The sequence below is a fragment of the Massilia sp. CFBP 13721 genome (genome assembly GCF_014842025.1).
Lineage (GTDB): Bacteria > Pseudomonadota > Gammaproteobacteria > Burkholderiales > Burkholderiaceae_D > Telluria.
In genome coordinates this window covers 83,328-108,687 of the sequence record NZ_JACYUY010000014.1, presented here as the reverse complement: position 1 = coordinate 108,687, position 25,360 = coordinate 83,328, and the positions used below count along the sequence as shown (strand labels likewise).

Genomic DNA, 25,360 nt, shown 5'->3' with positions numbered 1-25,360 from the left:
TCCCGCAATCCGAGAGCCGCCATGTCCACCATCGAGATCCCGAATTCCATCACCATCACCCGTCCAGACGACTGGCACCTGCACCTGCGCGACGGCGCGGCGCTGGCCAGTGTGCTGCCGCATACCGCGCGCCAGTTCGCGCGCGCGATCGTGATGCCGAACCTGAAGCCGCCGGTCACGACGACCGCCGCCGCTGCGGCCTACCGCGAGCGCATCCTGGCCGCGCTGCCAGCTGGGATGAGTTTCGAGCCGCTGATGACGCTCTACCTGACCAACAACACCGATCCGGACGAGATCCGGCGCGCGATGGACAGCGGTTTCATCCATGCAGTCAAACTGTATCCGGCCGGCGCCACCACCAATTCTGATGCCGGCGTGACCGACCTGCGCAATTGCTACAAGGTGCTGGAAGTGATGCAGGAAGTCGGCATGCCGCTGCTGGTGCATGGCGAAGTCACCGACCACGACATCGACCTGTTCGACCGCGAAGCCGTGTTCATCGAGCGCGTGATGCGCCCGCTGCGCCGCGACCTGCCGGCCCTGGCCATCGTCTTCGAACACATCACCACCAAGGATGCGGCCCAGTACGTGGCCGAAGCCGAAGGCCCGATCGCCGCGACGATCACCGCGCACCACCTGCTGTACAACCGCAACGAGATCTTTAAAGGCGGGATTCGCCCTCACTATTACTGCCTGCCGGTTTTAAAACGCGAAGAGCACCGCCTGGCGCTGGTGACGGCAGCCACCAGCGGCGACGAGCGCTTCTTCCTCGGCACCGACTCGGCCCCGCATGCAATTGGCGCCAAGGAGTCGAGCTGCGGCTGCGCCGGCTGCTACACGGCGCTGCACGCGATGGAGCTGTACACGCAAGCCTTTGCCGACGCCGGCGCGCTGGATAAGCTCGAAGCCTTTGCCAGTTTTAATGGACCCGCCTTCTATGGCATGCCGCGCAACGAAGGCACGATCACGCTGACGCGCGAATCGTGGACGCTGCCGGCCACGGTGCCGATGGGCGACAACGAACTGGTGCCGCTGAACGCGGGCGAGCGCATCGACTGGAAGATTGTCTAAGTGGCGGCTGCATTGGCGTCGGAATTGGCGTCGGGTTCGGCGACGGAGTTGGCCGCAGAGCTGGCGCGCATCGACTGGTCGCGCCCGTGGTACGACGCCGTACGCCCGGCCTACCGCGCCCTCGGCCTGGAGGGCGAGGAGTTCGCCGGCGCCTTTAACCGCCACGCCGCGCTACTAGCGCTGCGCAACCACCGCGATTTGCCGATCACCTTCGTCCCGCAGGAAGCGCTGCCCGAGGGTATGGCCTACGAAGAATTCATCAGCGCCACCGGCAAGGTGCCAACGCGCGACAACCTGCACGACTTCTTCAATGGCCTGGTGTGGCAGACCTTCCCGCTGATTAAACGCGAACTGAACGCATTGCAGGCGGCGCAAATCGCGGCGGCCGGCGGCACCACCAAAGCACGCGGCCCGGCGCGCGACGCCGCCACCATTTTCGACGAGAACGCGGCGCTGCTGGTGGTGCGCGCGTCGAGCAATGGGCGCGCCCTGGTCGACGAGCTGCGCGCCCATTGCTGGGACGCTGCCTTGTTCGAAAAGCGCGCCATGTTCGGCCGCGATGCCGAGTTGTGGCTGTTCGGCCACGCGCTGATGGAAAAGCTGGTCGCACCGCGCAAGGCGATCACCGCCCACACCCGCATCGTGTTCGCCGAGGGCGACTACTTCGCGCTCGATCCCGTCGCCCGACGCGCCTGGATCGACGCCACCGTGGCCCGGACACTGCGCGACGAGGGCTTGACGACCGCGAGCTTCACGCCGCTGCCGGTTCTCGGCGTGCCGGGCTGGTGGCCGGGGCAGGACCTGGACTTTTACCTGGACACCGGCGTCTTCCGCCCGAAACGGTAAGCACGCAAGGCCATCTGGCGTATGCATGTTGACAACACAGCGTGTCGCGCCAATACTCGGCAGGCTGTTCCGAATCCAACGTCTAGCCAGAGCTTTCCATGCATATTCTTCGCACCGCCATTCTCGCCGCCGCTTTGCTGTCTTCTTCCGCCCAGGCGGCGCCGGTTCCCGTCCCGCCCGAGAAAATGGCCTATGTCGGCGACTGGCAGGGCAAGGACATGCGCATCCAGCTGGCCAAGGACGGTAAAGTTAAATACAAGCGCGACCAGCCCAACAAGCAGATGGACCTCAGCCTCGATTTGCAGGGTTTTAATGGCGACAATTTCGATGTCGGCGTGTTCCTGGTACGGTCGACCTTCGTCGTCAGCAAACCGCCGCACCGCGAGGGCGGCAAGTGGAAGATGACGGTGGATGGGGTGGAGCTGACGCGCGTCGAATGATGCCCGCGGTAATTCAAATGTAGGTGGGCGCCCCGTGCCCACGCGGAACGCCGCCTCGTGTTAGCCCCTATTGTAGACCCGTAAGGTGGGCGGGTTACCGCGGGGCCGCCTAGGCCCACGCGTTCAACGGACGTTTGCATCTCGTAGTGCATCAATAATCGAACACTGGCTGAACGCGTGGGCACAGGGCGCCCACCCTACGAGTGTGTGAAAAAATCGCCATGGCTGCGTTGCCTCGTCTCGCCGTACATTCGTACTGTCTTCGACTCGGCGCCGGGCGGCCGTATCCCTTGCCCTGACGATTTTTTCACACACTCTACGTCCCATGCACGCCCAAGGGGCCAGTCGGCGTCAAACCTTGAGGAACTCTTCGCGCCCGCCCAGCCAGCGCGCCAGGTGCGCATCGACGATCTCCACGTTCGGCCCGGTCTCGCTCTCCAACAGGCTGGCCGCGATGTCGCGCGCATGTTCGACCAGCCACTGGTCGGTCTCGAGGTCGGCAAAGCGCAGCATCGCCTGGCCCGACTGGCGCGCGCCCAGGAATTCGCCCGGTCCGCGGATCTCCAGGTCGCGCCGCGCAATCTCGAAGCCGTCGGTGGTCTCGCGCATCGTCAACAGTCGCTGCTTGGCCACCTGGCCGAGCGGGCTCTGATACAGCAGCAGGCAGACGCTGGCCGCCGAGCCGCGGCCGACGCGCCCGCGCAGCTGGTGCAGCTGCGACAAACCGAAACGCTCGGCGTGTTCGATCACCATCAACGACGAATTCGGCACGTCGACGCCGACCTCGATCACGGTGGTCGCCACCAGCACGTGCACTTCGCCGGCCGAGAACGCATCCATCACCGCCTGCTTTTCGGCCGGCTTCATGCGCCCGTGCACCAGTCCGACCTGCAAGTCGGGCAGGGCTTCGGCCAGGGTCTCGTAGGTTTCGGTGGCCGTCTGCAGCTGCAGCGCTTCCGACTCTTCGATGAGCGGGCAGACCCAGTACGCTTGCCGTCCCTCGAGCACGGCCGCGTGCACGCGTTCGATGACTTCATCTCTCCGGTTCTGGTCGATGGCGCGGGTGACGATCGGGGTGCGCCCCGGCGGCAGTTCATCGATCACCGATACTTCCAGGTCGGCGTAATAGGTCATGGCCAGCGTGCGCGGGATCGGCGTGGCCGACATCATCAACTGGTGCGGCACCAGGCCGTCGCTGCCCTTGTTGCGCAGGGTCAGGCGCTGGCCGACGCCGAAGCGGTGCTGCTCGTCGACGATCACCAGGCCCAGGTTGGCGAACTGCACCGTGTCCTGGATCAGCGCGTGGGTGCCGATCACAAGTCGCGCTTCGCCCGATTCGACCATCTCGTTGGCCGCCGTCTTGTCCTTCTTTTTCAGGCTGCCGGTCAGCCAGGCGACTTTTACACCGAGCGGTTCCATCCAGGCGGCGATCTTCCTGAAATGCTGCTCGGCGAGGATTTCGGTTGGCGCCATCAGTGCCGCCTGGTAGCCGCTGTCGATCGCCTGGGCGGCAGCCAGCGCGGCGACCACGGTCTTGCCGCTGCCGACGTCGCCCTGCAGCAGGCGCTGCATCGGATAGCCTTCGCGCAGGTCGGCGCGGATCTCCTGCAGCACCCGTTGCTGGGCGCCGGTGAGGGCAAAGGGCAGGGCGCCGAGCAGCCCTTCGGTCATGTGGCCCATCGCGCGCAAGTGGGGCGCGCCCTTGTCGCGGCGTGCGCGCTGGGCGCGTTTCAGCGACAGCTGCTGCGCCAGCAGCTCGTCGAACTTCATGCGCGTCCAGGCCGGGTGCGATTTTTCCATCAGCGCGTATTCGTCGACGTCGACCGGCGGATAGTGCAGCAGTTTCACCGCCGGCTGGAAATCCATCAGGTCCATCTGGCGCCGGATCGCCGGCGGTACGGTGTCGGTCCAGTCCACGCGCCGCATCGCCTCCGCAATCGCGCGGCGCAGGATCGGTTGCGACAAGCCTTCGCCCGACGGATACACCGGCGTGAGCGAAGTCGGCAGCGGCGCATTCTCGTTTACGACTTTATACGTCGGGTGCATCATCTCGGCGCCGAAGAAGCCGTGTTTGATTTCGGTACGCGCGCGCACGCGCACGCCCTCGGCCAGCTGTTTGATCTGGCTGCCATAGAAATTCATGAAGCGCAGCAGCAGCTCGCCGCTGTCGTCGGCGATCGTCACCAGCAATTGGCGCCGCGGTTTCAGCGCGATCTCGTTCTTGATGACGATGCCCTCGACCTGCGATACATGGCCGCCGCGCAGGCAGGCTTCGCGGATCGGCACGATTTTCGTCTCGTCCTCGTAGCGCAGCGGCAGGTGCAGGATCAGGTCCATGTCGCTGCGCAGGCCGAGCTTGGCGAGTTTCGTTTGTGTCGTTTTCGGGGCGGGTGGGGTCTTGGGAGCGGGCATGGATGCAGCGTTTTGGCGGGCTTCAGCGTAAAATAGAGGGTTCGCCGCATGACGAACGTGTGAAAAACCTCCAGGGCAAGGCGCATCGTCGAAGACAGTACGCTAGTACGGCGAGACGATGCAACGCCGCCATGGAGGATTTTTCACGCGTTCGTACTTGGGGCCATATTGTAAGGCTGCCAGTACCATTTTCCCAGAATTGACCAGAATGTATTCGCTTTCCGACTTCGATTTCGATTTGCCGCCCGAGCGCATCGCGCAATTGCCCCTGCCGGACCGCAGCGCCTCGCGCCTGCTGCAGCTCGATGGCGAGCAGATCACTGACCGCCATTTCGCCGACATCCTCGACCAACTGCAAGCCGGCGACCTGCTGGTGATGAACAACACGCGTGTATTAAAGGCGCGCTTCTTCGGCGTCAAGGAAACCGGCGGCCAGGTCGAGGTGCTGGTCGAACGGGTGCTGGACAACCGCACGGTACTGGCGCAAGTGCGCGCATCGAAGTCGCCGAAACCGGGCAACCGCATCCGCCTGGCCGACGCTTTTGACGTCACCACCGGCGAGCGCGCCGGCGAATTCTTTACCTTGCACTTCGACGGCGACGTGTTCGACCTGATCGAAGCGCACGGACGCCTGCCGCTGCCGCCCTACATCGAGCACTCCGCCGACGAATTCGACGAGCAGCGCTACCAGACCGTGTATTCGAAAGAGCCGGGCGCAGTCGCCGCGCCGACCGCCGGCCTGCATTTCGACCAGCCGCTGCTCGACAAATTAAAAGCCAAGGGCGTGAACTTCGCCTACGTGACGCTGCACGTGGGCGCCGGCACTTTTCAACCCGTGCGCGTGGAAGACCTCTCGCAGCACAACATGCACACCGAGTGGTACACGATCGCGCAGGAGACGGTCGATGCCGTGCGCGCCGCGAAAGCGGCCGGACGCGACGTCGTTGCGGTGGGCACCACCAGTTTGCGCGCGCTGGAGTCGGCCTCGCAGACGGGCGAGCTGGTGGCCGGCAGCGCCGACACTGCGCTGTTCATCACGCCCGGCTACAAATTCAAGACGGTGACGCGCCTGATCACCAATTTCCATTTGCCGAAGTCGACGCTGCTGATGCTGGTGTCTGCCTTTGCCGGCTATGCCGAGATCCGCAAGGCCTATGCCCATGCGATCGCCAACGAATACCGTTTCTTCAGTTATGGCGATGCCATGCTGTTGACCACCCGCTCTCGCTGAACCTTACGTCAATAAGACCCGATGCTCGAATTTACGCTCCTCAAAAAAGACACCAGCGGCCTGTCGCACGCGCGCCGCGGCCGCCTTACCCTGAACCACGGCACCATCGAAACGCCGATCTTCATGCCGGTCGGGACCTACGGTTCCGTGAAAGCGATGGACCCGGTCGAACTGAAAACGGTCGGCTCGCAAATCATCCTCGGTAACACCTTCCACCTGTGGCTGCGCCCGGGCATCGAAGTGTTCAACAAGTTCGGCGGCCTGCACGGCTTCATGGGCTGGGACAAACCGATTCTCACCGACTCGGGCGGCTTCCAGGTGTTTTCGCTGGGCGCGATGCGCAAGATTACGGAAGAGGGCGTGACCTTCGCCTCGCCGATCGACGGCTCGCGCAAGTTCCTGTCGCCGGAAGTGTCGATGCAGATCCAGCGCGCGCTGAACTCGGACATCGTGATGCAGTTCGACGAATGCACCCCGTATGAAATCGACGGCCGCGCCGCCACCGCCGAAGAAGCGGCGAAGTCGATGCGCATGTCGCTGCGCTGGGCCCAGCGCTCGATGAACGAATTCAAAGGCGGCGAGAACCCGAACGCGTTGTTCGGCATCGTCCAGGGCGGCATGTACGAGCACCTGCGCGACGAATCGCTGGCGGGTTTGGAAGACATCGACTTCCCGGGCCTGGCGATCGGCGGCCTGTCGGTCGGCGAGCCGAAGGAAGACATGAAGCGCATCCTGGCCCACGTCGGCCCGCGCCTGCCGGAAAACAAGCCGCATTACCTGATGGGCGTCGGCACGCCGGAAGACCTGGTCGATGGCGTGGCGAATGGCGTCGACATGTTCGACTGCGTGATGCCGACCCGGAATGCCCGCAACGGCTGGCTGTTCACGCGCTTTGGCGACGTGAAAATCAAGAACGCGCGCTACAAGGAAGACACGGGACCGCTGGACGAATCCTGCGACTGCTACTGCTGCAAGAATTTCTCGCGCGCCTACCTGCACCACCTGCACCGCTCGAACGAGATTTTGGGCGCGCGTTTGAATACGATCCACAACCTGCACTACTACCTGAACCTGATGCAGGAGATGCGCGATGCGATCGATGCGGATGGTTTTAACGCTTTCCGCCTGAAGTTCGCGGCGGACCGGGCACGCGGGGTGTAATCACTGGCGCGGCATCGCTGCCGCTGCTGAACGCGTGGGGTCAGGAGCGGTTCGCCGCCCGCTCCACCCTACGAGGTTGTGAAAAAATCGCCATGGCTGCGTTGCCTCGTCTCGCCGTACCCTCGTACTGTCTTCGACTCGGCGCCGGGCGGCCGTATCCCTTGCCCTGACAATTTTTTCACAACCTCTACGATCGCCGCGTAATCGAGCATGTAGGGTGGAGTCCCGACTCCACGCGTTTTGTACATTAGTTCAACGCACCTTCGCGCAGTCGAACCGTTCATGCACCCACGAAAAAGCGCGGCCAGTTGGCCGCGCTTTTTCATTTTTTACTCCGCCGCGCGATAGCGCTCCAGCCAGTGCGCATACGGCGCCGGCAGCGTCCACGACGGCTTGTCCACGCCCAGCGCCTTGGCCGCCGCATACGCATAATGCGGATTGCCCAGGTGCGCGCGCCCGATCATCACCAGGTCCATCTGGCCATCAAGCACGACACGCTCGGCGACTGCCGGCGAATCGATGTTCCACGACGACGCCACCGGCAGACCGGTTTCGCGCTTCACGCGTTCGGCGATCGGCGCCAGGAAACCGGAACCCCAAGGAATGCTCGCATCCGGCGTCGAGAAGCCGACGCTCACGTTCAGCATGTCGAGGCCGCCGGCACGGAACTGCTTCGTCAGTTCGATCGACTCGGACAAGGTCTCTTCATCGCGCCCGTCGAATTCGATCACGCCGAAACGCGCCGTCAGCGGGAAGCGCTCGGGCCAGACCGCGCGCACGGCGGCGAGCGTCTCGAGCAGGAAGCGGCTGCGGCCGGCGAGGTCGCCGCCATAGCGATCGTCGCGCCCGTTCGCGTGCACCGAGAAAAAGCTCTGGCCGAGGTAGCCGTGGGCGAAGTGCAGTTCGAGCCATTCGAAGCCGGCGTCGAGCGCGCGGCGGGCGGCGGCCACGAAGTCGGCTTTGACGCGATCGATGTCGGCGATCGTCATCGCACGCGGCACGCGCGGCAGGTTGGCGCCGAAAGCGATGGCGGAGGGCGAGATCGTTTCCCAGCCGCTCGGGTCGCCTTCAGGGATGTGGTCGTCGCCTTCCCACGGACGCTGGGCGCTGGCCTTGCGGCCGGCATGGCCGATCTGGATGCCGGGCACGGCGCCGGCCGCCTTGATGTTGGCGGCAATGCGCGCCAGGCCGGCGACCTGGCCGTCGTCCCACAGGCCGAGGCAGCCCGGGGTGATGCGGCCTTCCGGCGAGACGCCGGTCGCTTCGACAATCACCAGGCCGGCGCCGCCGCGGGCGATGCTTTCGTAGTGGGTCTGGTGCCATCCGTTGGTGAGGCCATCGGTGGCGCTGTACTGGCACATCGGCGGCACCGCGATACGGTTGCGCAGGGTGACGTCTTTTAATGTAAACGGGGAAAACAATGCTGACATGGGAAACTTTTTCAATAGATAAGCAGCCAGCGCGCAAGTGCGCGCCGGGCGGCGTATAAGGTGGGATTGTGGCGAAAGGTCTGCCGCATGCGCATGCGGTACTGCGTTTCGCCTGGCAGGATTCTCGCACAGGCTCGAAATGCTTGCTGCCGAGGGCCTCATTCGTAGAGGTTGTGAAAAAATTGTCAGGGCAAGGGATACGGCCGCCCGGCGCCGAGTCGAAGACAGTACGAGTGTACGGCGAGACGAGGCAACGCAGCCATGGCGATTTTTTCACAACCTCGTAGGGTGGGCACTCGTGCCCACGCGGTACCACGGATGATGGTTGAACAGGTTCACCAAGTCCGAAACGGGGCGCATCCAATCGCAGCAAGCTTATACGGTAGGGTCCGCTACAGCACGACCGCGTGGGCACAAGTGCCCACCCTACGGTGCACCGCCGCCAAGGTGCAAAACGCATCAATATCCCTAATTTCCACCTTGCAATTCATTCTTGTCAATCCCATCTACCGCAAATGGCCGCTGGCGATTCGCCGGTGCTAGAATACAGCGCTGTTTTTTTTATCTCACAATCGGAGTCCTTGTGTTCATTTCCAACGCGTACGCGCAAACCACCACCGCTGCCGATCCTGGCCTGATGGGCAACCTGACGACCTTCGCGCCCCTGCTGATCATGTTCGTGGTCATGTATTTCCTCATGATCCGCCCGCAGCAAAAGCGCCAGAAAGAAATGAAAGCAATGATGGAAGCGCTGGCCAAGGGCGATGAAGTCGTCACCGCCGGCGGCATCCTGGGCCGCGTCGTGCAGGTGAAAGACGCCTATGTCACTATCGAAGTGGCCACCGGTACCGAGATGGTCGTGCAGAAAAACGCAGTCACCACGCTGCTGCCGAAGGGTACGCTCAAGTCCCTGTAAGCCCGCGCCGCGGCCCTTCGATCACAAGGGCCGCTGTCGCTCAACACCCAACGCTGGAACACTATGAATCGCTATCCCGTCTGGAAATACATACTGATCGCCGTCGCGCTGCTGCTGGGCGCGCTGTACACGGCGCCTAACTACTTCGGCGAATCGCCAGCGTTGCAGGTTACGACCGGCAAGACGACGGTCAAGATTACGAGCGAGACCACGTCCCGAGTCGCGGACGTGCTGACACGCGAAGGTGTTCCTGCGAACCAGGTCACCCTGGATGGCGCCGGCAACTCGACGGCCGTGCGTGCGCGTTTCGCCACCACCGACGCCCAGTTCAAGGCCAAGCTCGCGCTCGAGCGCCAGCTCAACCGTGACCCGGCGGATCCCGATTACATCGTCACCGTCAACCTGGTGAAGAATACCCCGGCCTGGATGCAGACCCTGAACGCCAAGGCGATGAACCTCGGCCTCGACCTGCGCGGCGGCGTCCACTTCCTGCTGCAAGTCGATTCCAAGGCCGTGCTGGAAACCAAGATCAAGGGCACGCAAGCGAGCGTGCGCAGCATCCTGCGCGACAAGAACGTGCGCCACGCCGGTATCGAGCGTGTCGGCAATACGGTGGAGGTGACCTTCCGCGATGCCGCCACCCGCGCCGCCGCCCGCACCGCGCTGTCGAGCCAGGTGCAAGACCTGGCCTTTGCCGATGCCGCCGACGGTACCGACCTGAAACTGATGGTCACCCTGAAGCCGGAAGCGCTCAAGCGCACCGTCGAAGAAGGCGTGAACCAGAACATCACCACGCTGTCCAAGCGTATCAACGAACTCGGCGTGACCGAGCCGGTCATCCAGCGCCAGGGCGCCGACCGCATCGTCGTCCAGCTGCCGGGCGTGCAGGACGTGGCCCGTGCGAAAGACATCATCGGCCGCACCGCGACCCTCGAAATGCGCATGGTCGATTCGACCATCACCCCGGGCACCGAACTGTCGGCCGCCATTCCGCTCAATTCGGAACTGTTCACCGAAGGCCGCGGCGCCCCGGTCGTGGTGTCGAAAGACATTATTCTGACCGGCGACTACATCTCGAGCGCCGTCGCCACCTTCGACCAGAACCAGCAGCCGGCCGTATCGCTCGACCTGAACGGCGACGGCGGCCGCAAGATCCGTCTCGCTACCCGCGAAAACATCGGCAAGCGCATGGCGATCCTGCTGAAAGAGAAGGGCAAGTACACCGTGCCGTCGGCCCCGACCATCCAGGGCGAACTCGGCTCGACCTTCCAGATCACCGGCATCGGCAGCATCGAAGACGCGAATGAGCTGGCGCTGCTGCTGCGCTCGGGCGCGCTGTCGGCGCCGATGGAATTCATCGAAGAACGCGTGGTCGGCCCGCAGCTGGGCGCCGAAAACATCGACCGCGGCCTGCACTCGACCGTGTGGGGCTTCGTCGCGATCGCCATCTTCATGATCATCTACTATCACATGTTCGGTGTCTTCAGCGCGCTGGCGCTGGCCGCCAACGTGATGTTCCTGCTGGCCTTGCTGTCGATGCTGCAAGCCACCTTGACCCTGCCGGGTATCGCCGCAATCGCGCTGGCGCTCGGTATGGCGATCGACGCCAACGTGCTGATCAACGAGCGTATCCGCGAGGAGTTGCGCGCCGGCGCCACGCCGCAGATGGCGATCACCAACGGCTTCAGCCATGCCTGGGACACGATTTTCGACTCCAACGTGACGACCCTGATCGTCGGCCTGGCGCTGCTGATCTTCGGTTCGGGCGCGGTGCGCGGTTTTGCCGTGGTGCACACGCTCGGCATCCTGACCTCGATGTTCTCGGCCGTGTTCGTCTCGCGCGGCATCGCCAACTTCTGGTACGGCCGCCGCGGCAAGAAGCTCACCAAGCTGTCGGTGGGCACCGTCTGGACCCCGGGCCTGCCCGCTGAAAAGAAATAATTAGGAATCGTCATGGAATTTTTCAAAATCAAGCGGGACATCCCGTTCATGCGCCACGCGTTGATCTTCAACGTGATCTCGGCGCTGACCTTCGTGGCTGCGGTGTTCTTCCTGGTGACCAAGGGCCTGCACTTCTCGGTCGAGTTCACCGGCGGCACCGTGATGGAACTGCGTTATCCGCATGCGGCCGACCAGGAAAAGATCCGCGCCACGCTGCGCAGCATCGGCCATGAAGCGCCGGAAGTGGCCAGCTTCGGCACCGCCCAGGACATCATGCTGCGCCTGCCGCCGGTAAAAACCGCCGCCGGCGCCACCGTGTCGTCGGAAGCTTTCAATGCCGTCTGCGCCTCGGAAGGCGGTACGCCGAAGCAGATCACGGTAACGGAAAAGGGCCAGCCGGTCGAGCGCACCACCTGCGCCAACGCGGCCGGCGCCGAACTGGTGACGCTGCAGCGCGTCGACTTCGTCGGCCCGCAGGTCGGCGACGAACTGGCGCATGACGGCCTGAACGCGCTGATCATGGTCGTGGTCGGCGTGGTGATCTACCTGGCGGTGCGCTTCGAGTGGAAATTCGCCGTCGCCGCGATCCTGGCGAACCTGCACGACGTCGTCATCATTCTCGGCTTCTTCGCCTTCTTCCAGTGGGAATTCTCGCTGACGGTGCTGGCGGCGGTGCTGGCGGTACTCGGTTACTCGGTCAACGAATCGGTCGTCATCTTCGACCGGATCCGCGAAACCTTCCGCAAGCAGCGCAAGATGACGGTCGTCGAAGTCATCGACCACGCGATCACCAGCACCATCTCGCGAACCATCATCACCCACGCCTCGACCCAGATGATGGTGCTGTCGATGCTGCTGTTCGGCGGCCCGTCGCTGCACCACTTCGCGATGGCGCTGACGATCGGTATCTGCTTCGGTATCTATTCGTCGGTGTTCGTGGCCGCCGCGCTGGCGATGTGGTTCGGCGTCAAGCGTGAAGACCTGATCAAGCCGGTCAAGGAAAAAGACGAGACCGACGGCGCCGTCGTCTAAACGTCTAGTCCGAAAAAAATGCCGCCCGGCTGTAAACCGGGCGGCATTTTTATTTGTGCGTGTTTTTTCAAGCAGGCTGGCTCGGCACAATACCGATTTTTACAAGAGAAATTGTCTGAATAATGGATTTGAGTCTCATGTGTGAGTTATCGCACAGAGAACGGGGAGGGCGGAACCTTATAGTGAACCTGTCTCTTTCAGGACATCCCTAGTTTTGGACTTCACCCGCTCCCCCTCCGGAGCGGGTTTTTTTTTGCCCGTCCAGCCTGCGACACAGATTTCAACAAAATGTCACAAATGTGAACTGGCGCACAGAGTTTGCGGGAACCGGGAACTAATATGGACCTGTCTCTTTCAGGACATCCCTAGTTTTGGACTTTGCCCGCTCGCCCCCGAGCGGGCATTTTTTTTGCGGGGTCGAGACGTGGATAATCTGGAAATGTTTGCTGGGGCGACGTAGGGTGGGCGGGTCTCCCGCCCACGCGTTCAACGCACGTCAGCGCTGCCGCACAGTTATTACAAGAAAGTTATCGGGAGGCCAAAGCGGCGCACGAGCCAAGCATGCTCGGTTTGAACGCGTGGGCGGGAAACCCGCCCACCCTACGTCTTGCTGCAAATGTCCAGGATTCGTTCAGGAATTACAACAACGCCGACGTCAAACTCTGCACTTCGTGCGCCGACTCTTCCATGATGCGCGCCAGCGTGCCGTCGCCCACCGCGAAATCGATCGATGCCGCAGCGGCGGCCGTGGTCGCTCCCGGCCGCTCGAGCAGGGGAGAGGCCAGCGGCGACAGGTCGTTCGCCAGCAGCAAGGTGTCCCCCAGGGTTTCCGGCGGCAGGGCGCGCATGCCGTTCCACATGGCTTCGATCGCTCCCATCACCGGCGCCGGCACGCCCAGGCGCAGCAGCACGCCGCGGCCGACTGCCACTTCGCCATGTTCCAGCCACTCGTCGGCATCGCCATCGAGCAGGCCCGGATACAGATGCGCCTGCGACAGCATGTAAAAGCCGCCGACCTCGTGCACGATGCCGGCGAACATGGCCGTTTCCGGATCGACGAACGAGACCCGGCGCGCGATCACCTGCGCCAGCGCCGCCACGTGGGCCGAGTGGCGCCACAGGGCGTCGGCGCGCTTGCGCAAGTCGGGGTCGGAGATTTCGCTGCTCAGCTGGCGCACGATAACGGAGGCGGCCAGCGCGCCCAGCGTTCTAAAACCCACGCGCTGCACCGCCGCACGGACGTTGGTGACGTCGTTGCCGGAGCGGTTATAGGTAACGGAATTGGCGATGGCGACGGTGCGCGCCGCCAGCAGCGGCTCGGCCTGCACCAGGCGGGCGGCCGCGTCGGCGTGGCAGTCGGGATCGTTCAGGGCTTGTTGCAGCCTGAGCGTGGCGTCGACATTCGTCGGAAAGCTGAGTTCGCCGCGGATGGCCTGGGCCGCGATACTCTTAAAGGCGTCGAGTCTGTCCATCGAAAAATTATACTCTGGATGGTTAGACGTACCCCAGGCAAACTTTGCTCTGGGGCACTTTTACAACGCTGCAAAAATGGTCAGTCCGGCTCGCTGAAAATGGCGTCGCAGCCATCCTTCGGCTCTTCGGTATCTTCCAGCTCGTCGACTAGGCCGAGGTCGGCCAGTTCTTCGACGGCGTTCATGAAACTGTTGATCTTGGCCGCGCCGATGAGGCGGTAGATGTCGCCGGCCTCGTTGCGCACGCCGATCAGCATCTTGTGCTGGCGCACTTCGTCTTCCGGCGCTACGTCGAGCAGGATGTTGCCGATGATGTGTTTGTCGAAATGGGCCGGCGTCATGCCGTCGATCAGGGTCGTTTTCAAGATTTTTCCTTTTGTTGGGGTAATAACGGGAGAGGGCGTCCAGCCTGGCCGATGCGCTCGCGCAACCGGGTCAAAACGCCATTCAACTCGTCGAATTCGGTGTCGCTGTACTGCGCAAACAACTGCTTGCCATGGGCAATCACCTTGGGGAACACGTCGCGGAACACCGCATCGCCGGCGTCGCTCAGGCGTACGTGGAACGAGCGCTTGTCGTCGCTGCTGCGCTCGCGCAGCACGATCCCCTTTTGCTCGAGGCGCTCGATGACGCCGGTCAGCGTCCCCTTGGTAATGAGGGTACGCTCGCCAAGTTCCTTGTAGCTCATGCCATCCGTATTGCCAAGCGTGGCGATGATGTCGAATTGCGCGTGCGTCAAACCGTACTGCCGCACCGACTCGCCCGAATACCGCTCGAAGCCTTGCAGGCATTCGGCCAGCAAGCGGACGCTCTTTAAATATCGTTCCCCCATGACTCGGAATTATAGCCGTCCCCGCAGCTGGCAAGGTTCACCATTCGCCTTTTACGGTCGAGGCGCGTACCATACGCGTTTTTGCCGATCCGTCATCACCGCATTGTCTTCCATGCCCCGTCACTTCCACGGCATCCTCGCCCTGTTGCTCGTCACCCTGGTCTGGGGCACGACCTTCCCCGCCATGAAGGATTTAACTGGCCACTTTTCCGCGGTCTGGATCATCCTGGTGCGCTTCGCGCTGGCGGCAGCCATGTTGTCTCCCTTCCTGTGGCGCGCCAAGGGGCAGGACCTGCGCTCGGGCGCCATCCTCGGCTTTTTGCTGTTCTTCTGCTTCGTGTTCCAGGTCGAGGGCCTGGCGCTGACCAGTTCCAATCGCAACGCCTTTATTTGCGGCCTGAACGTGCTGGTGGTGCCGCTGCTCGGCGTGCTGGCCGGGCGCCTGCCCGAACGGCGCATCGTGCTGGCATTGATCATGTCGATCGCCGGACTGGCGGCCCTGTGCTGGGATGGCGGCGCCTGGGGCACCGGCGACTCGCTCGCCCTGATGAGCGCGCTGTGCTTCGGCGTCTACATCAAGGTGATGGAAGTGCGTACCCGGCGCGCCACGCGCCTGCTCAGCGTCACCGCCGCCCAGATCGGCATCGTCGCCGTGTGTGCGCTGGTCTGGCTGCTGGCGCGCGAGCTGCCCGGCGAGGCCGCCGCGCGTAGCGCCTGGCTGGGCGAACGCATGATCGCCATCGGCCAGCACGGCTGGAACCTCGCTTACCTGGGCGTGGTCGCCACCGCCGCCATCATCTCGCTGCAAACCTGGGGCCAGTCGCGTACCACGGCCAACGAAGCGGCCGTGGTCTACGCCTTCGAGCCGGCCGCGGCCGCCTTCTTCGGCTACCTGTGGCTGGGCGAAGCCATGACCGGGCGTGGCTGGCTGGGCGGTTTGCTGTTGATCTCCGGTATGATAGTCAGCCAATGGAATTCCGAACGGCGGCCCGCCGCCGCGCTTGCCCCCGAGTGATGACGTTCACACCCCACCACGATGCCGCCACCTGATTTGCTCCTCCTGGCGCAGGAACGGCCGCTGCGCATCCTGCTCGTCAACGCGGGCGAACCCGACACACTCACCTGGTCGGGCCTGGTACAGCCGCTGCGCCAGGCCGCGAAAATCCTCGGCCCCGAGCGCCTGCATGTGGACGTGCGCAGTCCGGACAAATTCACCAGCGACGCCCAGCGCCACTGGCACCTGGTCCTGCTGGCCGCCGACGAAGCGCAGGCCGGCCTGAAACCGGCCAACTTCCGCGCCCTGGTCGAACGCTGCCGCGCCGCGCCGTTCTGGGGCGGCGTCGGCGCCGGCGTGCTGTGGCTGGCCGAAGCCGGCGCCCTGAATGGCGTGCGCACCGCGCTGCCGTGGTCGCTGTATGCCGACGCCGACAGTCGCGCCGACCAGGCCGTGTTCACACCTCACCTGTATGAAATCGACGGCAACCGCCTGACCTGCTGCGGCGGCGCGGCGTCGGTCGATTTCGCCCTGACCCTGATCGACCTTATCTTTGGCTCGAGCGTGCAGGCGCCGGTGAAAGAGTTGCTGTGCGTCGACCGCGTGCGCGGCAGGGAAGAGCGTCAGCGGGTGGCGCTGCAGGCGCGTTTCGGCACCCTGCAGCCGAAGCTGACCGAAGCGGTAACCTTGATGGAAGCGAATATCGAGGAGCCGCTCTCGACCGACGAGATCGCCCAGCTGGCCGGCGTGTCGCGGCGCCAGCTGGAGCGATTATTCAAACAATACCTCGGCAGTTTGCCGTCGCGTTATTACCTGGAACTGCGCCTGCAACGGGCGCGCCAGTTGCTGATCGATACCAATAATTCGATCGTGCAGGTGGGACTGATGTGCGGCTTTTCGTCGGGCTCGCACTTTTCGACGGCGTTCGGGGCGCTGTTCGGCAACACCCCACGCGAAGAACGCCAGCGCCGCCTGGCCGAATAAAACGCTTATTTCGAGATGCGCAGGATGGCCGAGGCCAGGCGCGAGAAGCAGGGCGTCAGGTCCGCTTCCGTTGCGGCGTAGCAATACATGCCGACCGGCTTGTTCGGGTTATAGCAACGGGAGGGGCCGTCCGCCACGTTGGCCATGCACTTCAGGACGTCTTCGCCGCGTTCGTTGTCATAGCCGCTGCCCGATTTCAACGCGGCGCCCATGCCGAGGGTAAAGACAAAGATTCCTTCGTCGCGTGCCTTGGCTGCGACTGCTTCTGCCAGGTTGCGTGCGGTGCGGTCGATATTGCGATAAGCAATTGCCTTGGTACTCAAGTCAGATGTCACCGAACGGTAGAAACCTGGGGTGCTCGACGTCGTCACAATCGGGAATTCGCGCTTGCTCACATCGTCGCGGGTTTCATAGGTATTGTGCGCGTTATACCAGTCCGGCAATTTCGTGAGGTTGGTGAGCACGCCGCTGTTGTTGCGTGTGAGCGTGCATTTCGTACTGACGCGTACGCCGTCGGTGTCGTCGAGTTCGTACAGGCCGCTGAGGTCGCCATCACTGGAATTGATCACGCCGGGTTCCCGGCAATCGGTGGTCATGTTGAAGTACGACGAGATGCCGGTCGGCGCGCCGTCGGAAAAGAACACGATCACGCGCATCGCCGAGCGGTTCAGCAGCGGTATCCGGTTGAGCTGGTTACGCGCATTCCACATGCCTTCCACCGAACCGGTCCCGCCGACGAACTGGTAAGTGTCGATCTTGCTCAGCATCGAAGTACGGTTGAAGCCTCGGTCGGAGATATAGATGGGATTGTCGACTTCGGTGCCATAGGCGAAGTGCATCAGCGCCACCCGGTCCTGGGTTACGTTGAATTTGTTGAGGAAGGTCTTTGCCGAGGCCTTGACCGCCGTCCGGTTGCCGTTCAGCGAACCTGAGGTATCGACCACAAAGGCCATGTCGAGATCGCGCCGGATCGTCTGCGCATACGCCACCGGATTAAGCGCCGTAAAGCCCAGCACCTGCATGATCGACACCGGCATCGGCGCTTCCGCGCGCACGTCGATGGTGACGGTGCCGCCATTGAACTCGATATTCGTGCTCAGCAGCTTCGGCCTGGACAGCAGATAGGTCGTCGGGATGTTCGCGGCAAAGAAATCGCCGGCCGCCGTCTGGGCGCTGGCCCGCTGCTCGGTCTGGTTGTTCCCGGCCGGCACGGCGCGTGCGGCGGCCAGCGCGGCCGAGTCGACCGCCGCGTTCAATCGCGCCTTGACCAGGTAGGCCAGCCCGGCATCGATGACGAGGCCGACGACGGCGAGCAGCACGAGCATTGCCAGCGCGACCATGATGGCGACAGCGCCGCGCTGCCGGTGGAGTTGTGGGTGCATGTCAGAAAACCGTCATCGAATACAGGTCGGGCCCGATCGTGGGCAGGCTCAGGGCGCCGGTGGCGGCGCTCGTCAGCAGCATGTCGTAGCGATAAAAGGTTTCGACGACGTGGACCACTTCGCCATCGTCGAGCTTGCCGCTCATGATGGTCACGGCGGGACGGCTGCTGCTGCTGAAAGCGGTACACTTGCCGGCACTGCTCCAGGTGCTGCAGTTGTACACCCGGCTGGCGGGTTTGTAGCCGCTGGCGCCGAAGCCGAGTCCGCGTTCGCCGTCGTCCCAGCGGTACTGGTCGAGCACCACGCTGCTATAAATGCCGTTCTTGACGACGCCCATGACGCGCGTGATGTACACCATGCCTTGCTGATTGACGTTCAGCGGCGGCGCGCTGGCCATCAGCGCGTAGATGATGTCCTGGCTGCCGGTGTCGAGCTGCGTATTGCCGCGTGCGACCAGGTTGGCGCCTTCGCGGCTGATGTTGGTCACGATGATGTTCGCCTGCAGTGCGCGTGCGGCGTCGATCATGCCGAAGAGCAGCATGAGCAGGATCGGCAGCAGCAGGGCGAATTCGACCGCGGCCAGGCCACGCTGGCGCGCATGGGGCAGAGCGCGGCTCATAGGAAGAATTCGTTGCGCATGGCGGCGGAGACGGCGAAGCGGTATTTGCCGTCCTGGAAAAACTGCGACAGCAGCGGCGTCGTTACCGGCAAGGTGCAATCGATCTGCAGCACGATGATGCTGCCGGGCTCGCCAAACATGCCGCTGCTATACGTATTGCGCGGATACGCCTTGCCGTTCACCGAAATGACGGGATCCATCTTTTCGTACAGGCCCAGCGCGTTGCTGCTGATGTTGTCGATGATGGCGTTGTAGCGCTGCTGGTCGCTGGTACCCGGGCCGAGGTTGCGCTGGCCCGTAATGGCATAGCGCGCACCTTCGCGTACGGCGTACTGCATCGTCAGCGTGGTAAAAAACATCAGGCTGAGTTCGACCAGGGCCAGCAGGACCAGCAGGAAGACTGGCGCGATAATCGCCATTTCCACGATTGTGGCGCCAGATTGACGGCGAATTGCTGGATTAATCATTGAATTGAATATATATGTCTTGATTTTCGTCAAGTGCGATAAGCTGACGGATTCTACAGGGCAACAATTTATTGTCATGTACTTTTTCACGATTTCGCGCCGGTGTCGGCCTTGAACAACATGCGTTGGTTGCTCAACAGGGCGTCGTCCCTCTCGTACTCCTTCTTTTCTCCCCTTTCGTCGCGCACGCCGGCCGTCTCCGGTCCCGGCGCGCCGGTGACCGTCGGCGCCGAAGCCTGGATGGTGTTCGGCATGCGCATGCTGCTGTCGATCTCGGCGCTCCTGACGCTGTACATCGACGCCAGCATCGTGATGGCCGGCGCCTGGTCGTGGCTGATCTTCGCCGCCTACATGCTGCACAGCCTGGTCCTGCTGTGCGTGGCGCGCTTTCGCGCCGGCTTCTGGCATGGCCCGGTCGTCTACTGGGTCGACATCGGCTGGTATGGGCTGATGGTGTACGTCAGCGGTGGCGTGCCGAGTCCGTTCTTTACCCTGTTCTTCTTCGCCATCCTGGCCGCGTCGTTCCGCCACGGTTTCGAGGCGGGCTCGCGCCTGACGCTGGGCGCGGCCGCGGTCGTCACCACCGCGGTGCTGGTGGCGCACGGCTTCGCCGCCGTGCACATGCTGCTGTTGCGCGCCACCTTCCTGCTCGCCCTGGGCTACATGATCGCGTTCTGGGGCGGGTTGCTGGTCGACCAGCGCCGCCGCCTGGCGCTGCTGCGCGACGTCAGCCGGCTGTCGAACCCGCGCTTCGGCGTCCAGCACACGCTCGACTCGCTGATGGGCAAGATCCTGCGCTTTTATGGCGGCACCACCTGCGTGCTGGTGATGCAGGACAGCGGCGGGCGCTGGATGTTCAATACCGCACATCATCCGCGCAGCGGGCGTTCCGTCAGCCACAACTGGGCCGACGAAATACAGGTGGCGCCCCTGCTCGAGCTGGGCGCGGGCACCACGGCCCTGTACCGCAGCAGCAGCGCCGCGCGCCTGCCGGGCGGCGGCTGCGCCCTGGGCGTGGAGGCGGGCAGCAATGGGTGGCGCGAGATCGATGCCGAGGCGTGCGCGCGCATCGCCGACCTGCTCGATACCGATGCCTTCATCAGCGCCGCGCTGCCGCTGCGCAAGGGAGCGGGGCGCATCTTCGTGACCGCGGCGGCGGCGCTGCGGCGCAGCGACGCCACCTTCCTCAACCACATCGTGCAGCAGGCCTTCCCGGTCATCGAAACCATCAACCTGCTCGACCGCCTGGCCTCCGACGCCGCCTTCCGCGAGCGCCAGACCATCGCGCGCGACCTGCACGACAGCACCATCCAGCCGTACATCGGCCTGCGCCACGCCGTGGCGGCGATCCGCAGCCGCGCCGGCGACGACAATCCGCTCACCGCCGACCTCGACCGCCTGCTGGCGATGAGTACCGACGTCATCGGCGACATGCGCGAGTTCGCCCAGCGCTTCAAGAACGGCCGCCAGCAGGAGCCGGAACTGCTGATCGCGCTGCGCCGCCAGCTCGGCCAGATCCGTTCGTTCTACGACGTCGACGTGACGCTCGACGCGGCGCGGGCGCCCGTCATCCACGACCGTATGGCCGCCGAGGTGTTCCAGATCGTGGCTGAAGGCATCAGCAATATTTGCAAGCACACGCGCGCGCGCAGCGCCCGGGTCGAACTGGCCGAGGACGACGGCCAGCTGGCGATCGATATCGCCAATCCGTCCGAAGAGGGCGTCGCGCCGGCGCCGTTCATGCCAAAGTCGATCGCCGGGCGCGTGCGCGCCCTGGGCGGCACGCTGGCCGTCGACACGGCGGACGGACGCACCCTGCTGCGCATCCGCGTTCCGGCCTGAGCATTTGCCTTCTGGAGAAAGCATGACTATCCGTATTTTGCTGGTAGACGATCACAAGACGATGTTGTGGGGCCTCGAACGCCTGATCCAGGCCGAGGCGCCCGCCTTTACCCTGGCCGGCAGCGCCGGCGACGCCGCCGAGGCGGTGGCCCTGTGCACCGCGCTGCAGCCCGACGTCGTGCTGCTCGACCTCGACCTGAAAGGCAGCAGCTCGCTGGCGATCCTGCCCACGCTGCTCGCTTGCAGCAGCGCCCGCGTGGTGATCTTCAGCGCCAACCGCGACCAGGCCACGCTCACCGAGGCGGTCAAGCTCGGCGCGCGCGGCGTGGTCGGCAAGGAAGCGCCGACCGAAGACGTGCTCGCGGCCGTGCGCAAGGTGCACGGCGGCGAATTGTGGATCGACCAGTCGCTGATGCAGGCGCTGCTCGGCCAGCTGACCGCACCGCCGCCGCCGGCCAACCCGGAAGCGCCGCGCATCGCCTCGCTGACCGCGCGCGAACGCGAAGTGATCGGCATGATCGTGGCCGGCAAGGGCGCCCTCAACAAGGAACTGGCCGAGCGCGCCTTCATTTCCGAGCGCACCCTGCGTAACCACCTCAGTACGATTTACCAGAAGCTGGACGTGGCGAATCGGCTCGAGCTGTACGTCTACGCGACCCGCAACGGGCTGGGCTGAAGGGCTTCGTCTTCGAGACACATACCCGTAAGGTGGGCGGCTATACCCGGCCGCGTGCTTGCCCGCTGCCTGAGCGCCGCCCACGCGTTCAACCACACTCTGAAACTTCGCGACAAATCACCCGCTGGTTGAACGCGTGGGCGGCGCACACGCCGACGGTTCGCACAGTGAAGAGGTGGAGCTGTCCGGTGAACCCGTCATCGAGGCCATTGGCCTCAATGACCCCGTACGGGTCTGTGACATTTGTCCTGGCCCAGCTGGCAAACGATCCTACGCAAAAAGGGAGATTTGACGGATGTCATGAATGTTGCCCGTGCGTAATATGCTGTTCATGCGCTGCGCATCGGAGCACACGATGCGGGGCAACAGGACAGGAGCAACTGTGTACGACAAGGAAGACTCGCCGGAACAGCAGTATGAACGCATCGAAACACCGGCTACGTCGTACATCGTCCTCGTTGCACTGACCGCAGTCGTCGGCTTCATCGCAGTATTGGCTGCGTGGACGAGCGCATAGCCGAGCAATCATTCACTTTTTATATTAAGGCCAGACCATGAAATTCATCAAAAACTTCATCAAAGAAGAAGACGGCGTCACCGCAATCGAATACGCCCTGATCGCTTCGCTGATCGCCGGCGTCATCATCACCGCCGTGACCCTGCTGGGTGGCAACATCAGCAGCATGTTCAACGCGCTGGCCGGCAAGATCTCGACCACCGTCAAGTAATTCGCACGACCCGGCACGCTCTCCCGGGCGCGCCAACGATCCGGAACGGCCCCGTTCCGGATTTTTTTTGACCGGAGTTTTCCTTGGCACTGCTGCCCCTCATCCTGCTGTTTGCGCTGCTCGCAGCCGCCGTCTGGCATGACGCGCGCGCACGCCGCATCCCGAACGCCATTGTCTTCCCGGGCGCACTGGCGGCAGTGCTGCTGCACGCGCTGCTGCCGGCGGGGAGCGGCCTGTTCGGCGCGCCGATGGGCAGCCTGGGCCTGGCGTCGGCGTTCGGCGGCCTGGCGCTCGGACTGGCGGTGCTGATGCCGATGTACGCGCTGCGCCTGATGGGCGCGGGCGACGTCAAGCTGCTGGCCATGGTCGGCGCCTTTGTCGGCGCCGGCCAAATCCTCACCGTGGCGCTGCTGACCCTGGCCGCCGGCGGCGTGCTGGCGCTTGCCTTCGCCGCCTGGCAGCGCAAGCTGCGCCAGCTGCTCGGCAATGCCTGGCACATGGCGCTGCACAGCAGCGTGTCGGCGCTTGCCGGCAGCCTGGCGGTACCGGCGCCCGCCGCCGCCAGCGGCCGCTTGCCGTACGCGGTGGCGATCGCCGCGGCCACCGTACCCTGCGTGCTGTGGCTGCACTTGTTTGGCGAGCTGCCGCTGTGAGCGCGTTCTCCGCCATCCCCGTGCCGGCCGCCGCGCCGGCCGACCTGCGCGCGCCGCGCACGGTCGAGGACACCGGCTTGCCGTTCCTGTTCCTGGCCGAGCTGCTGGCCAAGGTGCTGCACCAGCGCGGCCAGCTGCGCCTGCCGGAACTGGCGGCGCACCTGAAACTCAACGTCAGCGTGATCGATCCGCTGATCGCCTTCCTGCGCGCCGAAAAGCTGTGCGAAGTCGCGCGCAGCGGCAGCAGCGGCACCGATGCCGACCTCTCTTACCTGCTGACCGAAGCCGGCCGCGCGCGCGCCGCCGCCGTCCTGGCGAGGAATGCCTATGCCGGCCCGGCGCCGGTCACGCTGGCCGCCTACACCGCGCAAGTGCAGGCGCAAAGCGTGGCCGGCGTGCACGTCACACGCCAGCACATGGCGGCCACGTTCGACGGCATTGTCGTCAATCCACGCGTGCTGGATCAACTCGGCGCGGCCATGAATTCGGGCCGCGCACTGTTCCTGCACGGCCTGGCCGGCAGCGGCAAGACCTACCTGGCCGAGCGCCTGCGCGACCTGCTGTCGGGCGCCATCGCGGTGCCATACGCGCTGATGATCGACGGCGAAGCGGTGCCCCTGTTCGACAGCGTGCAGCACCGCGCGCTCGAGGTGCCGGCGGAAGCCGCCGCCAGCAGCGGCTTCGATCGCGGCAGCGCGCCCGACATGCGCTGGGTGCGTAACCTGCGCCGCCCGGCGGCGCTGGCCGGCGGCGAACTCACGCTCGACATGCTCGACCTGCATTTCGACGCCCACACCCGCCTGTACCAGGCGCCGCCGCATTTGAAATCGAACGGCGGCATCTTCATCATCGACGACCTGGGGCGCCAGCGCTGCACCCCGGACGCCTTGATGAACCGCTGGATCGTGCCGATGGACCGCAGCGTCGATTACCTGACCCTGCACACCGGCCACACCTTCGAGGTGCCGTTCGACGTGATCATCGTGTTCTCGTCGAACTTCGTGCCGCAGCGCCTGTCGGACGGCGCCTTCCTGCGCCGCCTCGGCTACAAGATCGAAGTCCCGGCCGCCTCGCAAGAGGAGTACGCGCAGCTGTTTCGCCAGGCCTGCGCCGGCGCCGGCCTGGCCTTCGACACCGACGTCTTCGGCTACCTGCTCGACTGCCACCGGCGCCACGGCATCCCGCTGCTGGCCTGCCACCCGCGCGACCTGATCCGCCAGCTGCGCGACCTGGCGCGCTACGAGGAACAGGCGCCGCAGCTGTCGCGCGCCACGCTCGACTGGGCATGGGACAACTATTTCGCGACCGGCAATCCGTCCGGCTGCGCCCTGGAACTGGAACGCCGCGAACGCGGCTAGATGGAGTAAGACTGATGCGTAATTCAAGGGCATTATTGATTATCGGCGCGGCGCTGTTCCTGGCGCTGGCGGCGGTGCTGGTGGCGGCAAAGTGGATGAGCGAGCAGGGCGCCGGCCGCACGCAGGTGGCCGTGGCCGCGGTCGACATCGGCCAGGGTTCGCGCCTGGTCGAGGCCAACCTGAAACTGGTCGACTGGCCGGCGGGCTCGCTGCCGCCGGGCGCGATCCTCGACCTGAAAACCCTGGAAAGCCGGGTCACGCGCGCCAACATCGGCCGTGGCGAACCGGTCCTGGAAACCAAGCTGGCGCCGGCCGGCACGATGGGCGGCCTGTCCGCCGTCGTCGCCGAGGGCAAGCGCGCCATGACGGTGCGCGTCAACGACGTCGTCGGCGTGGCCGGCTTCGCGCTGCCGGGTAACTATGTCGACATCCTGGTCAGCCTGGAAGCTTCGGGCGGCGATGCCGGCGAACGTTCGGCGCCGATCTCGAAGATCGTGCTGGAGCGGATCCTGGTGCTGGCCGTGGCCCAGGAATCGAACCGCGACGACACCAAACCGCGCGTCGTGAACGCCGTGACGCTGGAACTGACGCCGGACCAGGTCGAAAAGCTCGACCTGGCACGCAGCATCGGTTCGCTGTCGCTGGTGCTGCGCAACCAGGTCGATCCGCAGCCGGCGAATACCGCCGGCGCCACGCGCGAATCGGTGCTGGGCCTGCCGCCGGTGCAGCCGGCCGCGCCGGCTCCCGCGCCGCGCGACCCCGCTCCGCGCGCAGCACCGGTGCGGGTCGTGCGTACTCCCGCACCGGCCCCGCGCGCCGAAGGCGTCCTCGTGATCCGCGGCCTCGACGCCGCTCCGCAAGCATTCAACTGAA

At 64.4% G+C, this 25,360-nt stretch carries 26 protein-coding genes; 17 read left to right on the top strand and 9 right to left on the bottom strand.

All coding sequences use genetic code 11. The features are described 5' to 3' along the window. The first annotated feature begins 21 nt into the window (after positions 1–21). From pyrC to IFT60_RS15005, 3 genes are all read left to right on the top strand, one after another. Positions 22–1,071 carry a dihydroorotase gene (gene pyrC / locus IFT60_RS15015; RefSeq protein ID WP_192052878.1) on the top strand — a complete coding sequence of 350 codons (1,050 nt, stop codon included), beginning with the start codon at positions 22–24 and terminating at the stop codon, positions 1,069–1,071. Positions 1,072–1,119: 48 nt separating this feature from the next. Next, a complete protein-coding gene (locus IFT60_RS15010) occupies positions 1,120–1,917 on the top strand; it encodes a DUF3025 domain-containing protein (RefSeq protein WP_229510883.1) in 798 nt (265 codons plus the stop codon). A 98-nt stretch (positions 1,918–2,015) separates the two neighbouring features. Next, the gene (locus IFT60_RS15005) at positions 2,016–2,357 is read left to right on the top strand and encodes a hypothetical protein (RefSeq protein ID WP_197986341.1); all 342 of its coding nucleotides are present in this window, start codon (positions 2,016–2,018) and stop codon (positions 2,355–2,357) included. A gap of 351 nt (positions 2,358–2,708) precedes the next feature. On the opposite strand, the gene recG is transcribed toward IFT60_RS15005, so the two are convergent. Beyond that, positions 2,709–4,769, bottom strand: a complete 2,061-nt coding sequence (recG, locus tag IFT60_RS15000) for an ATP-dependent DNA helicase RecG (RefSeq protein ID WP_192052876.1) — start codon at positions 4,767–4,769, stop codon at positions 2,709–2,711. Positions 4,770–4,977: 208 nt separating this feature from the next. Between recG and queA the strand changes: the two genes are divergently transcribed. Together queA and tgt are read left to right on the top strand one after the other, a co-directional pair. Then, positions 4,978–6,000, top strand: a complete 1,023-nt coding sequence (gene queA, locus IFT60_RS14995) for a tRNA preQ1(34) S-adenosylmethionine ribosyltransferase-isomerase QueA (RefSeq protein WP_192052874.1) — start codon at positions 4,978–4,980, stop codon at positions 5,998–6,000. Between the two features lie 21 nt (positions 6,001–6,021). Then, the gene (gene tgt, locus IFT60_RS14990) at positions 6,022–7,161 is read left to right on the top strand and encodes a tRNA guanosine(34) transglycosylase Tgt (RefSeq protein WP_192052872.1); all 1,140 of its coding nucleotides are present in this window, start codon (positions 6,022–6,024) and stop codon (positions 7,159–7,161) included. Positions 7,162–7,490: 329 nt separating this feature from the next. Here tgt and IFT60_RS14985 read toward each other — a convergent pair whose 3' ends face one another. After that, a complete protein-coding gene (locus tag IFT60_RS14985; RefSeq protein ID WP_192052870.1) occupies positions 7,491–8,591 on the bottom strand; it encodes an NADH:flavin oxidoreductase/NADH oxidase in 1,101 nt (366 codons plus the stop codon). Positions 8,592–9,174: 583 nt separating this feature from the next. On the opposite strand from IFT60_RS14985, the gene yajC reads away from it, so the two are divergent. From yajC to secF, 3 genes are all read left to right on the top strand, one after another. Continuing rightward, complete coding sequence (gene yajC / locus IFT60_RS14980) at positions 9,175–9,507, top strand: preprotein translocase subunit YajC (RefSeq protein ID WP_192052868.1); 333 nt, start codon at positions 9,175–9,177, stop codon at positions 9,505–9,507. Positions 9,508–9,570: 63 nt separating this feature from the next. Then, the gene (gene secD / locus IFT60_RS14975) at positions 9,571–11,448 is read left to right on the top strand and encodes a protein translocase subunit SecD (RefSeq protein ID WP_192052866.1); all 1,878 of its coding nucleotides are present in this window, start codon (positions 9,571–9,573) and stop codon (positions 11,446–11,448) included. A gap of 12 nt (positions 11,449–11,460) precedes the next feature. Further along, a complete protein-coding gene (gene secF / locus IFT60_RS14970; RefSeq protein WP_192052863.1) occupies positions 11,461–12,480 on the top strand; it encodes a protein translocase subunit SecF in 1,020 nt (339 codons plus the stop codon). Between the two features lie 638 nt (positions 12,481–13,118). On the opposite strand, the gene IFT60_RS14965 is transcribed toward secF, so the two are convergent. The 3 genes from IFT60_RS14965 to IFT60_RS14955 all read right to left on the bottom strand — a co-directional run bounded on the left by IFT60_RS14965 (position 13,119) and on the right by IFT60_RS14955 (position 14,784). Then, positions 13,119–13,952 carry an HDOD domain-containing protein gene (locus IFT60_RS14965; RefSeq protein ID WP_192052861.1) on the bottom strand — a complete coding sequence of 278 codons (834 nt, stop codon included), beginning with the start codon at positions 13,950–13,952 and terminating at the stop codon, positions 13,119–13,121. An 80-nt stretch (positions 13,953–14,032) separates the two neighbouring features. Then, a complete protein-coding gene (locus IFT60_RS14960; protein WP_192052858.1) occupies positions 14,033–14,317 on the bottom strand; it encodes a hypothetical protein in 285 nt (94 codons plus the stop codon). After that, on the bottom strand, positions 14,314–14,784 hold the full coding sequence (locus IFT60_RS14955) for a MarR family winged helix-turn-helix transcriptional regulator (RefSeq protein WP_192052856.1): 471 nt from the start codon (positions 14,782–14,784) through the stop codon (positions 14,314–14,316). Before IFT60_RS14955 ends, IFT60_RS14960 begins: the two co-directional genes overlap by 4 nt. 112 nt (positions 14,785–14,896) lie before the next feature. On the opposite strand from IFT60_RS14955, the gene IFT60_RS14950 reads away from it, so the two are divergent. After that, positions 14,897–15,799, top strand: coding sequence for a DMT family transporter (locus IFT60_RS14950; RefSeq protein ID WP_192052854.1), 903 nt, complete (start codon positions 14,897–14,899; stop codon positions 15,797–15,799). Between the two features lie 21 nt (positions 15,800–15,820). Continuing rightward, the gene (locus tag IFT60_RS14945; RefSeq protein WP_192052853.1) at positions 15,821–16,762 is read left to right on the top strand and encodes a GlxA family transcriptional regulator; all 942 of its coding nucleotides are present in this window, start codon (positions 15,821–15,823) and stop codon (positions 16,760–16,762) included. A gap of 5 nt (positions 16,763–16,767) precedes the next feature. On the opposite strand, the gene IFT60_RS14940 is transcribed toward IFT60_RS14945, so the two are convergent. From IFT60_RS14940 to IFT60_RS14925, 4 genes are all read right to left on the bottom strand, one after another. Then, positions 16,768–18,144, bottom strand: coding sequence for a VWA domain-containing protein (locus IFT60_RS14940; protein ID WP_192052850.1), 1,377 nt, complete (start codon positions 18,142–18,144; stop codon positions 16,768–16,770). Position 18,145: 1 nt separating this feature from the next. Continuing rightward, positions 18,146–18,763 carry a TadE/TadG family type IV pilus assembly protein gene (locus IFT60_RS14935; protein WP_192052848.1) on the bottom strand — a complete coding sequence of 206 codons (618 nt, stop codon included), beginning with the start codon at positions 18,761–18,763 and terminating at the stop codon, positions 18,146–18,148. After that, on the bottom strand, positions 18,760–19,188 hold the full coding sequence (locus tag IFT60_RS14930; RefSeq protein WP_374001035.1) for a TadE/TadG family type IV pilus assembly protein: 429 nt from the start codon (positions 19,186–19,188) through the stop codon (positions 18,760–18,762). The genes IFT60_RS14935 and IFT60_RS14930 overlap by 4 nt, the downstream gene beginning before the upstream one ends. Positions 19,189–19,316: 128 nt before the next feature. Continuing rightward, entirely contained in the window at positions 19,317–19,484 is a 168-nt protein-coding gene (locus IFT60_RS14925; RefSeq protein WP_192052843.1) for a hypothetical protein, read from the bottom strand. On the opposite strand from IFT60_RS14925, the gene IFT60_RS14920 reads away from it, so the two are divergent. The 7 genes from IFT60_RS14920 to cpaB all read left to right on the top strand — a co-directional run bounded on the left by IFT60_RS14920 (position 19,483) and on the right by cpaB (position 25,359). Next, positions 19,483–21,072 carry a sensor histidine kinase gene (locus IFT60_RS14920; RefSeq protein ID WP_192052841.1) on the top strand — a complete coding sequence of 530 codons (1,590 nt, stop codon included), beginning with the start codon at positions 19,483–19,485 and terminating at the stop codon, positions 21,070–21,072. The two genes, IFT60_RS14925 and IFT60_RS14920, sit on opposite strands and share 2 nt — an antisense overlap. A 22-nt stretch (positions 21,073–21,094) precedes the next feature. Continuing rightward, a complete protein-coding gene (locus IFT60_RS14915; RefSeq protein WP_192052839.1) occupies positions 21,095–21,748 on the top strand; it encodes a response regulator in 654 nt (217 codons plus the stop codon). Positions 21,749–22,130: 382 nt separating this feature from the next. Beyond that, entirely contained in the window at positions 22,131–22,265 is a 135-nt protein-coding gene (locus tag IFT60_RS26820) for a hypothetical protein (protein ID WP_267874612.1), read from the top strand. A gap of 37 nt (positions 22,266–22,302) precedes the next feature. After that, positions 22,303–22,476: a Flp family type IVb pilin gene (locus tag IFT60_RS14910; RefSeq protein ID WP_192052837.1), complete on the top strand. Its 174-nt coding sequence runs from the start codon at positions 22,303–22,305 to the stop codon at positions 22,474–22,476. A gap of 83 nt (positions 22,477–22,559) precedes the next feature. Beyond that, a complete protein-coding gene (locus IFT60_RS14905) occupies positions 22,560–23,129 on the top strand; it encodes an A24 family peptidase (RefSeq protein WP_192052835.1) in 570 nt (189 codons plus the stop codon). Beyond that, a complete protein-coding gene (locus IFT60_RS14900) occupies positions 23,126–24,487 on the top strand; it encodes a DUF8689 domain-containing protein (protein ID WP_374001036.1) in 1,362 nt (453 codons plus the stop codon). The genes IFT60_RS14905 and IFT60_RS14900 overlap by 4 nt, the downstream gene beginning before the upstream one ends. Positions 24,488–24,501: 14 nt before the next feature. Then, positions 24,502–25,359, top strand: a complete 858-nt coding sequence (cpaB, locus tag IFT60_RS14895; protein WP_192052833.1) for a Flp pilus assembly protein CpaB — start codon at positions 24,502–24,504, stop codon at positions 25,357–25,359. Position 25,360 lies beyond the last annotated feature (1 nt).

Bases quoted from the DNA above. Each gene is read 5' to 3' on its own strand.
- pyrC (WP_192052878.1), top strand. From the start codon at position 22: ATGTCCACCATCGAGATCCCGAATTCCATCACCATCACCCGTCCAGAC.
- IFT60_RS15005 (WP_197986341.1), top strand. From the start codon at position 2,016: ATGCATATTCTTCGCACCGCCATTCTCGCCGCCGCTTTGCTGTCTTCT.
- recG (WP_192052876.1), bottom strand. From the start codon at position 4,769: ATGCCCGCTCCCAAGACCCCACCCGCCCCGAAAACGACACAAACGAAA.
- queA (WP_192052874.1), top strand. From the start codon at position 4,978: ATGTATTCGCTTTCCGACTTCGATTTCGATTTGCCGCCCGAGCGCATC.
- tgt (WP_192052872.1), top strand. From the start codon at position 6,022: ATGCTCGAATTTACGCTCCTCAAAAAAGACACCAGCGGCCTGTCGCAC.
- IFT60_RS14985 (WP_192052870.1), bottom strand. From the start codon at position 8,591: ATGTCAGCATTGTTTTCCCCGTTTACATTAAAAGACGTCACCCTGCGC.
- secD (WP_192052866.1), top strand. From the start codon at position 9,571: ATGAATCGCTATCCCGTCTGGAAATACATACTGATCGCCGTCGCGCTG.
- secF (WP_192052863.1), top strand. From the start codon at position 11,461: ATGGAATTTTTCAAAATCAAGCGGGACATCCCGTTCATGCGCCACGCG.
- IFT60_RS14965 (WP_192052861.1), bottom strand. From the start codon at position 13,952: ATGGACAGACTCGACGCCTTTAAGAGTATCGCGGCCCAGGCCATCCGC.
- IFT60_RS14955 (WP_192052856.1), bottom strand. From the start codon at position 14,784: ATGGGGGAACGATATTTAAAGAGCGTCCGCTTGCTGGCCGAATGCCTG.
- IFT60_RS14950 (WP_192052854.1), top strand. From the start codon at position 14,897: ATGCCCCGTCACTTCCACGGCATCCTCGCCCTGTTGCTCGTCACCCTG.
- IFT60_RS14945 (WP_192052853.1), top strand. From the start codon at position 15,821: ATGCCGCCACCTGATTTGCTCCTCCTGGCGCAGGAACGGCCGCTGCGC.
- IFT60_RS14940 (WP_192052850.1), bottom strand. From the start codon at position 18,144: ATGCACCCACAACTCCACCGGCAGCGCGGCGCTGTCGCCATCATGGTC.
- IFT60_RS14935 (WP_192052848.1), bottom strand. From the start codon at position 18,763: ATGAGCCGCGCTCTGCCCCATGCGCGCCAGCGTGGCCTGGCCGCGGTC.
- IFT60_RS14920 (WP_192052841.1), top strand. From the start codon at position 19,483: ATGCGCATGCTGCTGTCGATCTCGGCGCTCCTGACGCTGTACATCGAC.
- IFT60_RS14925 (WP_192052843.1), bottom strand. From the start codon at position 19,484: ATGCCGAACACCATCCAGGCTTCGGCGCCGACGGTCACCGGCGCGCCG.
- IFT60_RS14915 (WP_192052839.1), top strand. From the start codon at position 21,095: ATGACTATCCGTATTTTGCTGGTAGACGATCACAAGACGATGTTGTGG.
- IFT60_RS14910 (WP_192052837.1), top strand. From the start codon at position 22,303: ATGAAATTCATCAAAAACTTCATCAAAGAAGAAGACGGCGTCACCGCA.
- cpaB (WP_192052833.1), top strand. From the start codon at position 24,502: ATGCGTAATTCAAGGGCATTATTGATTATCGGCGCGGCGCTGTTCCTG.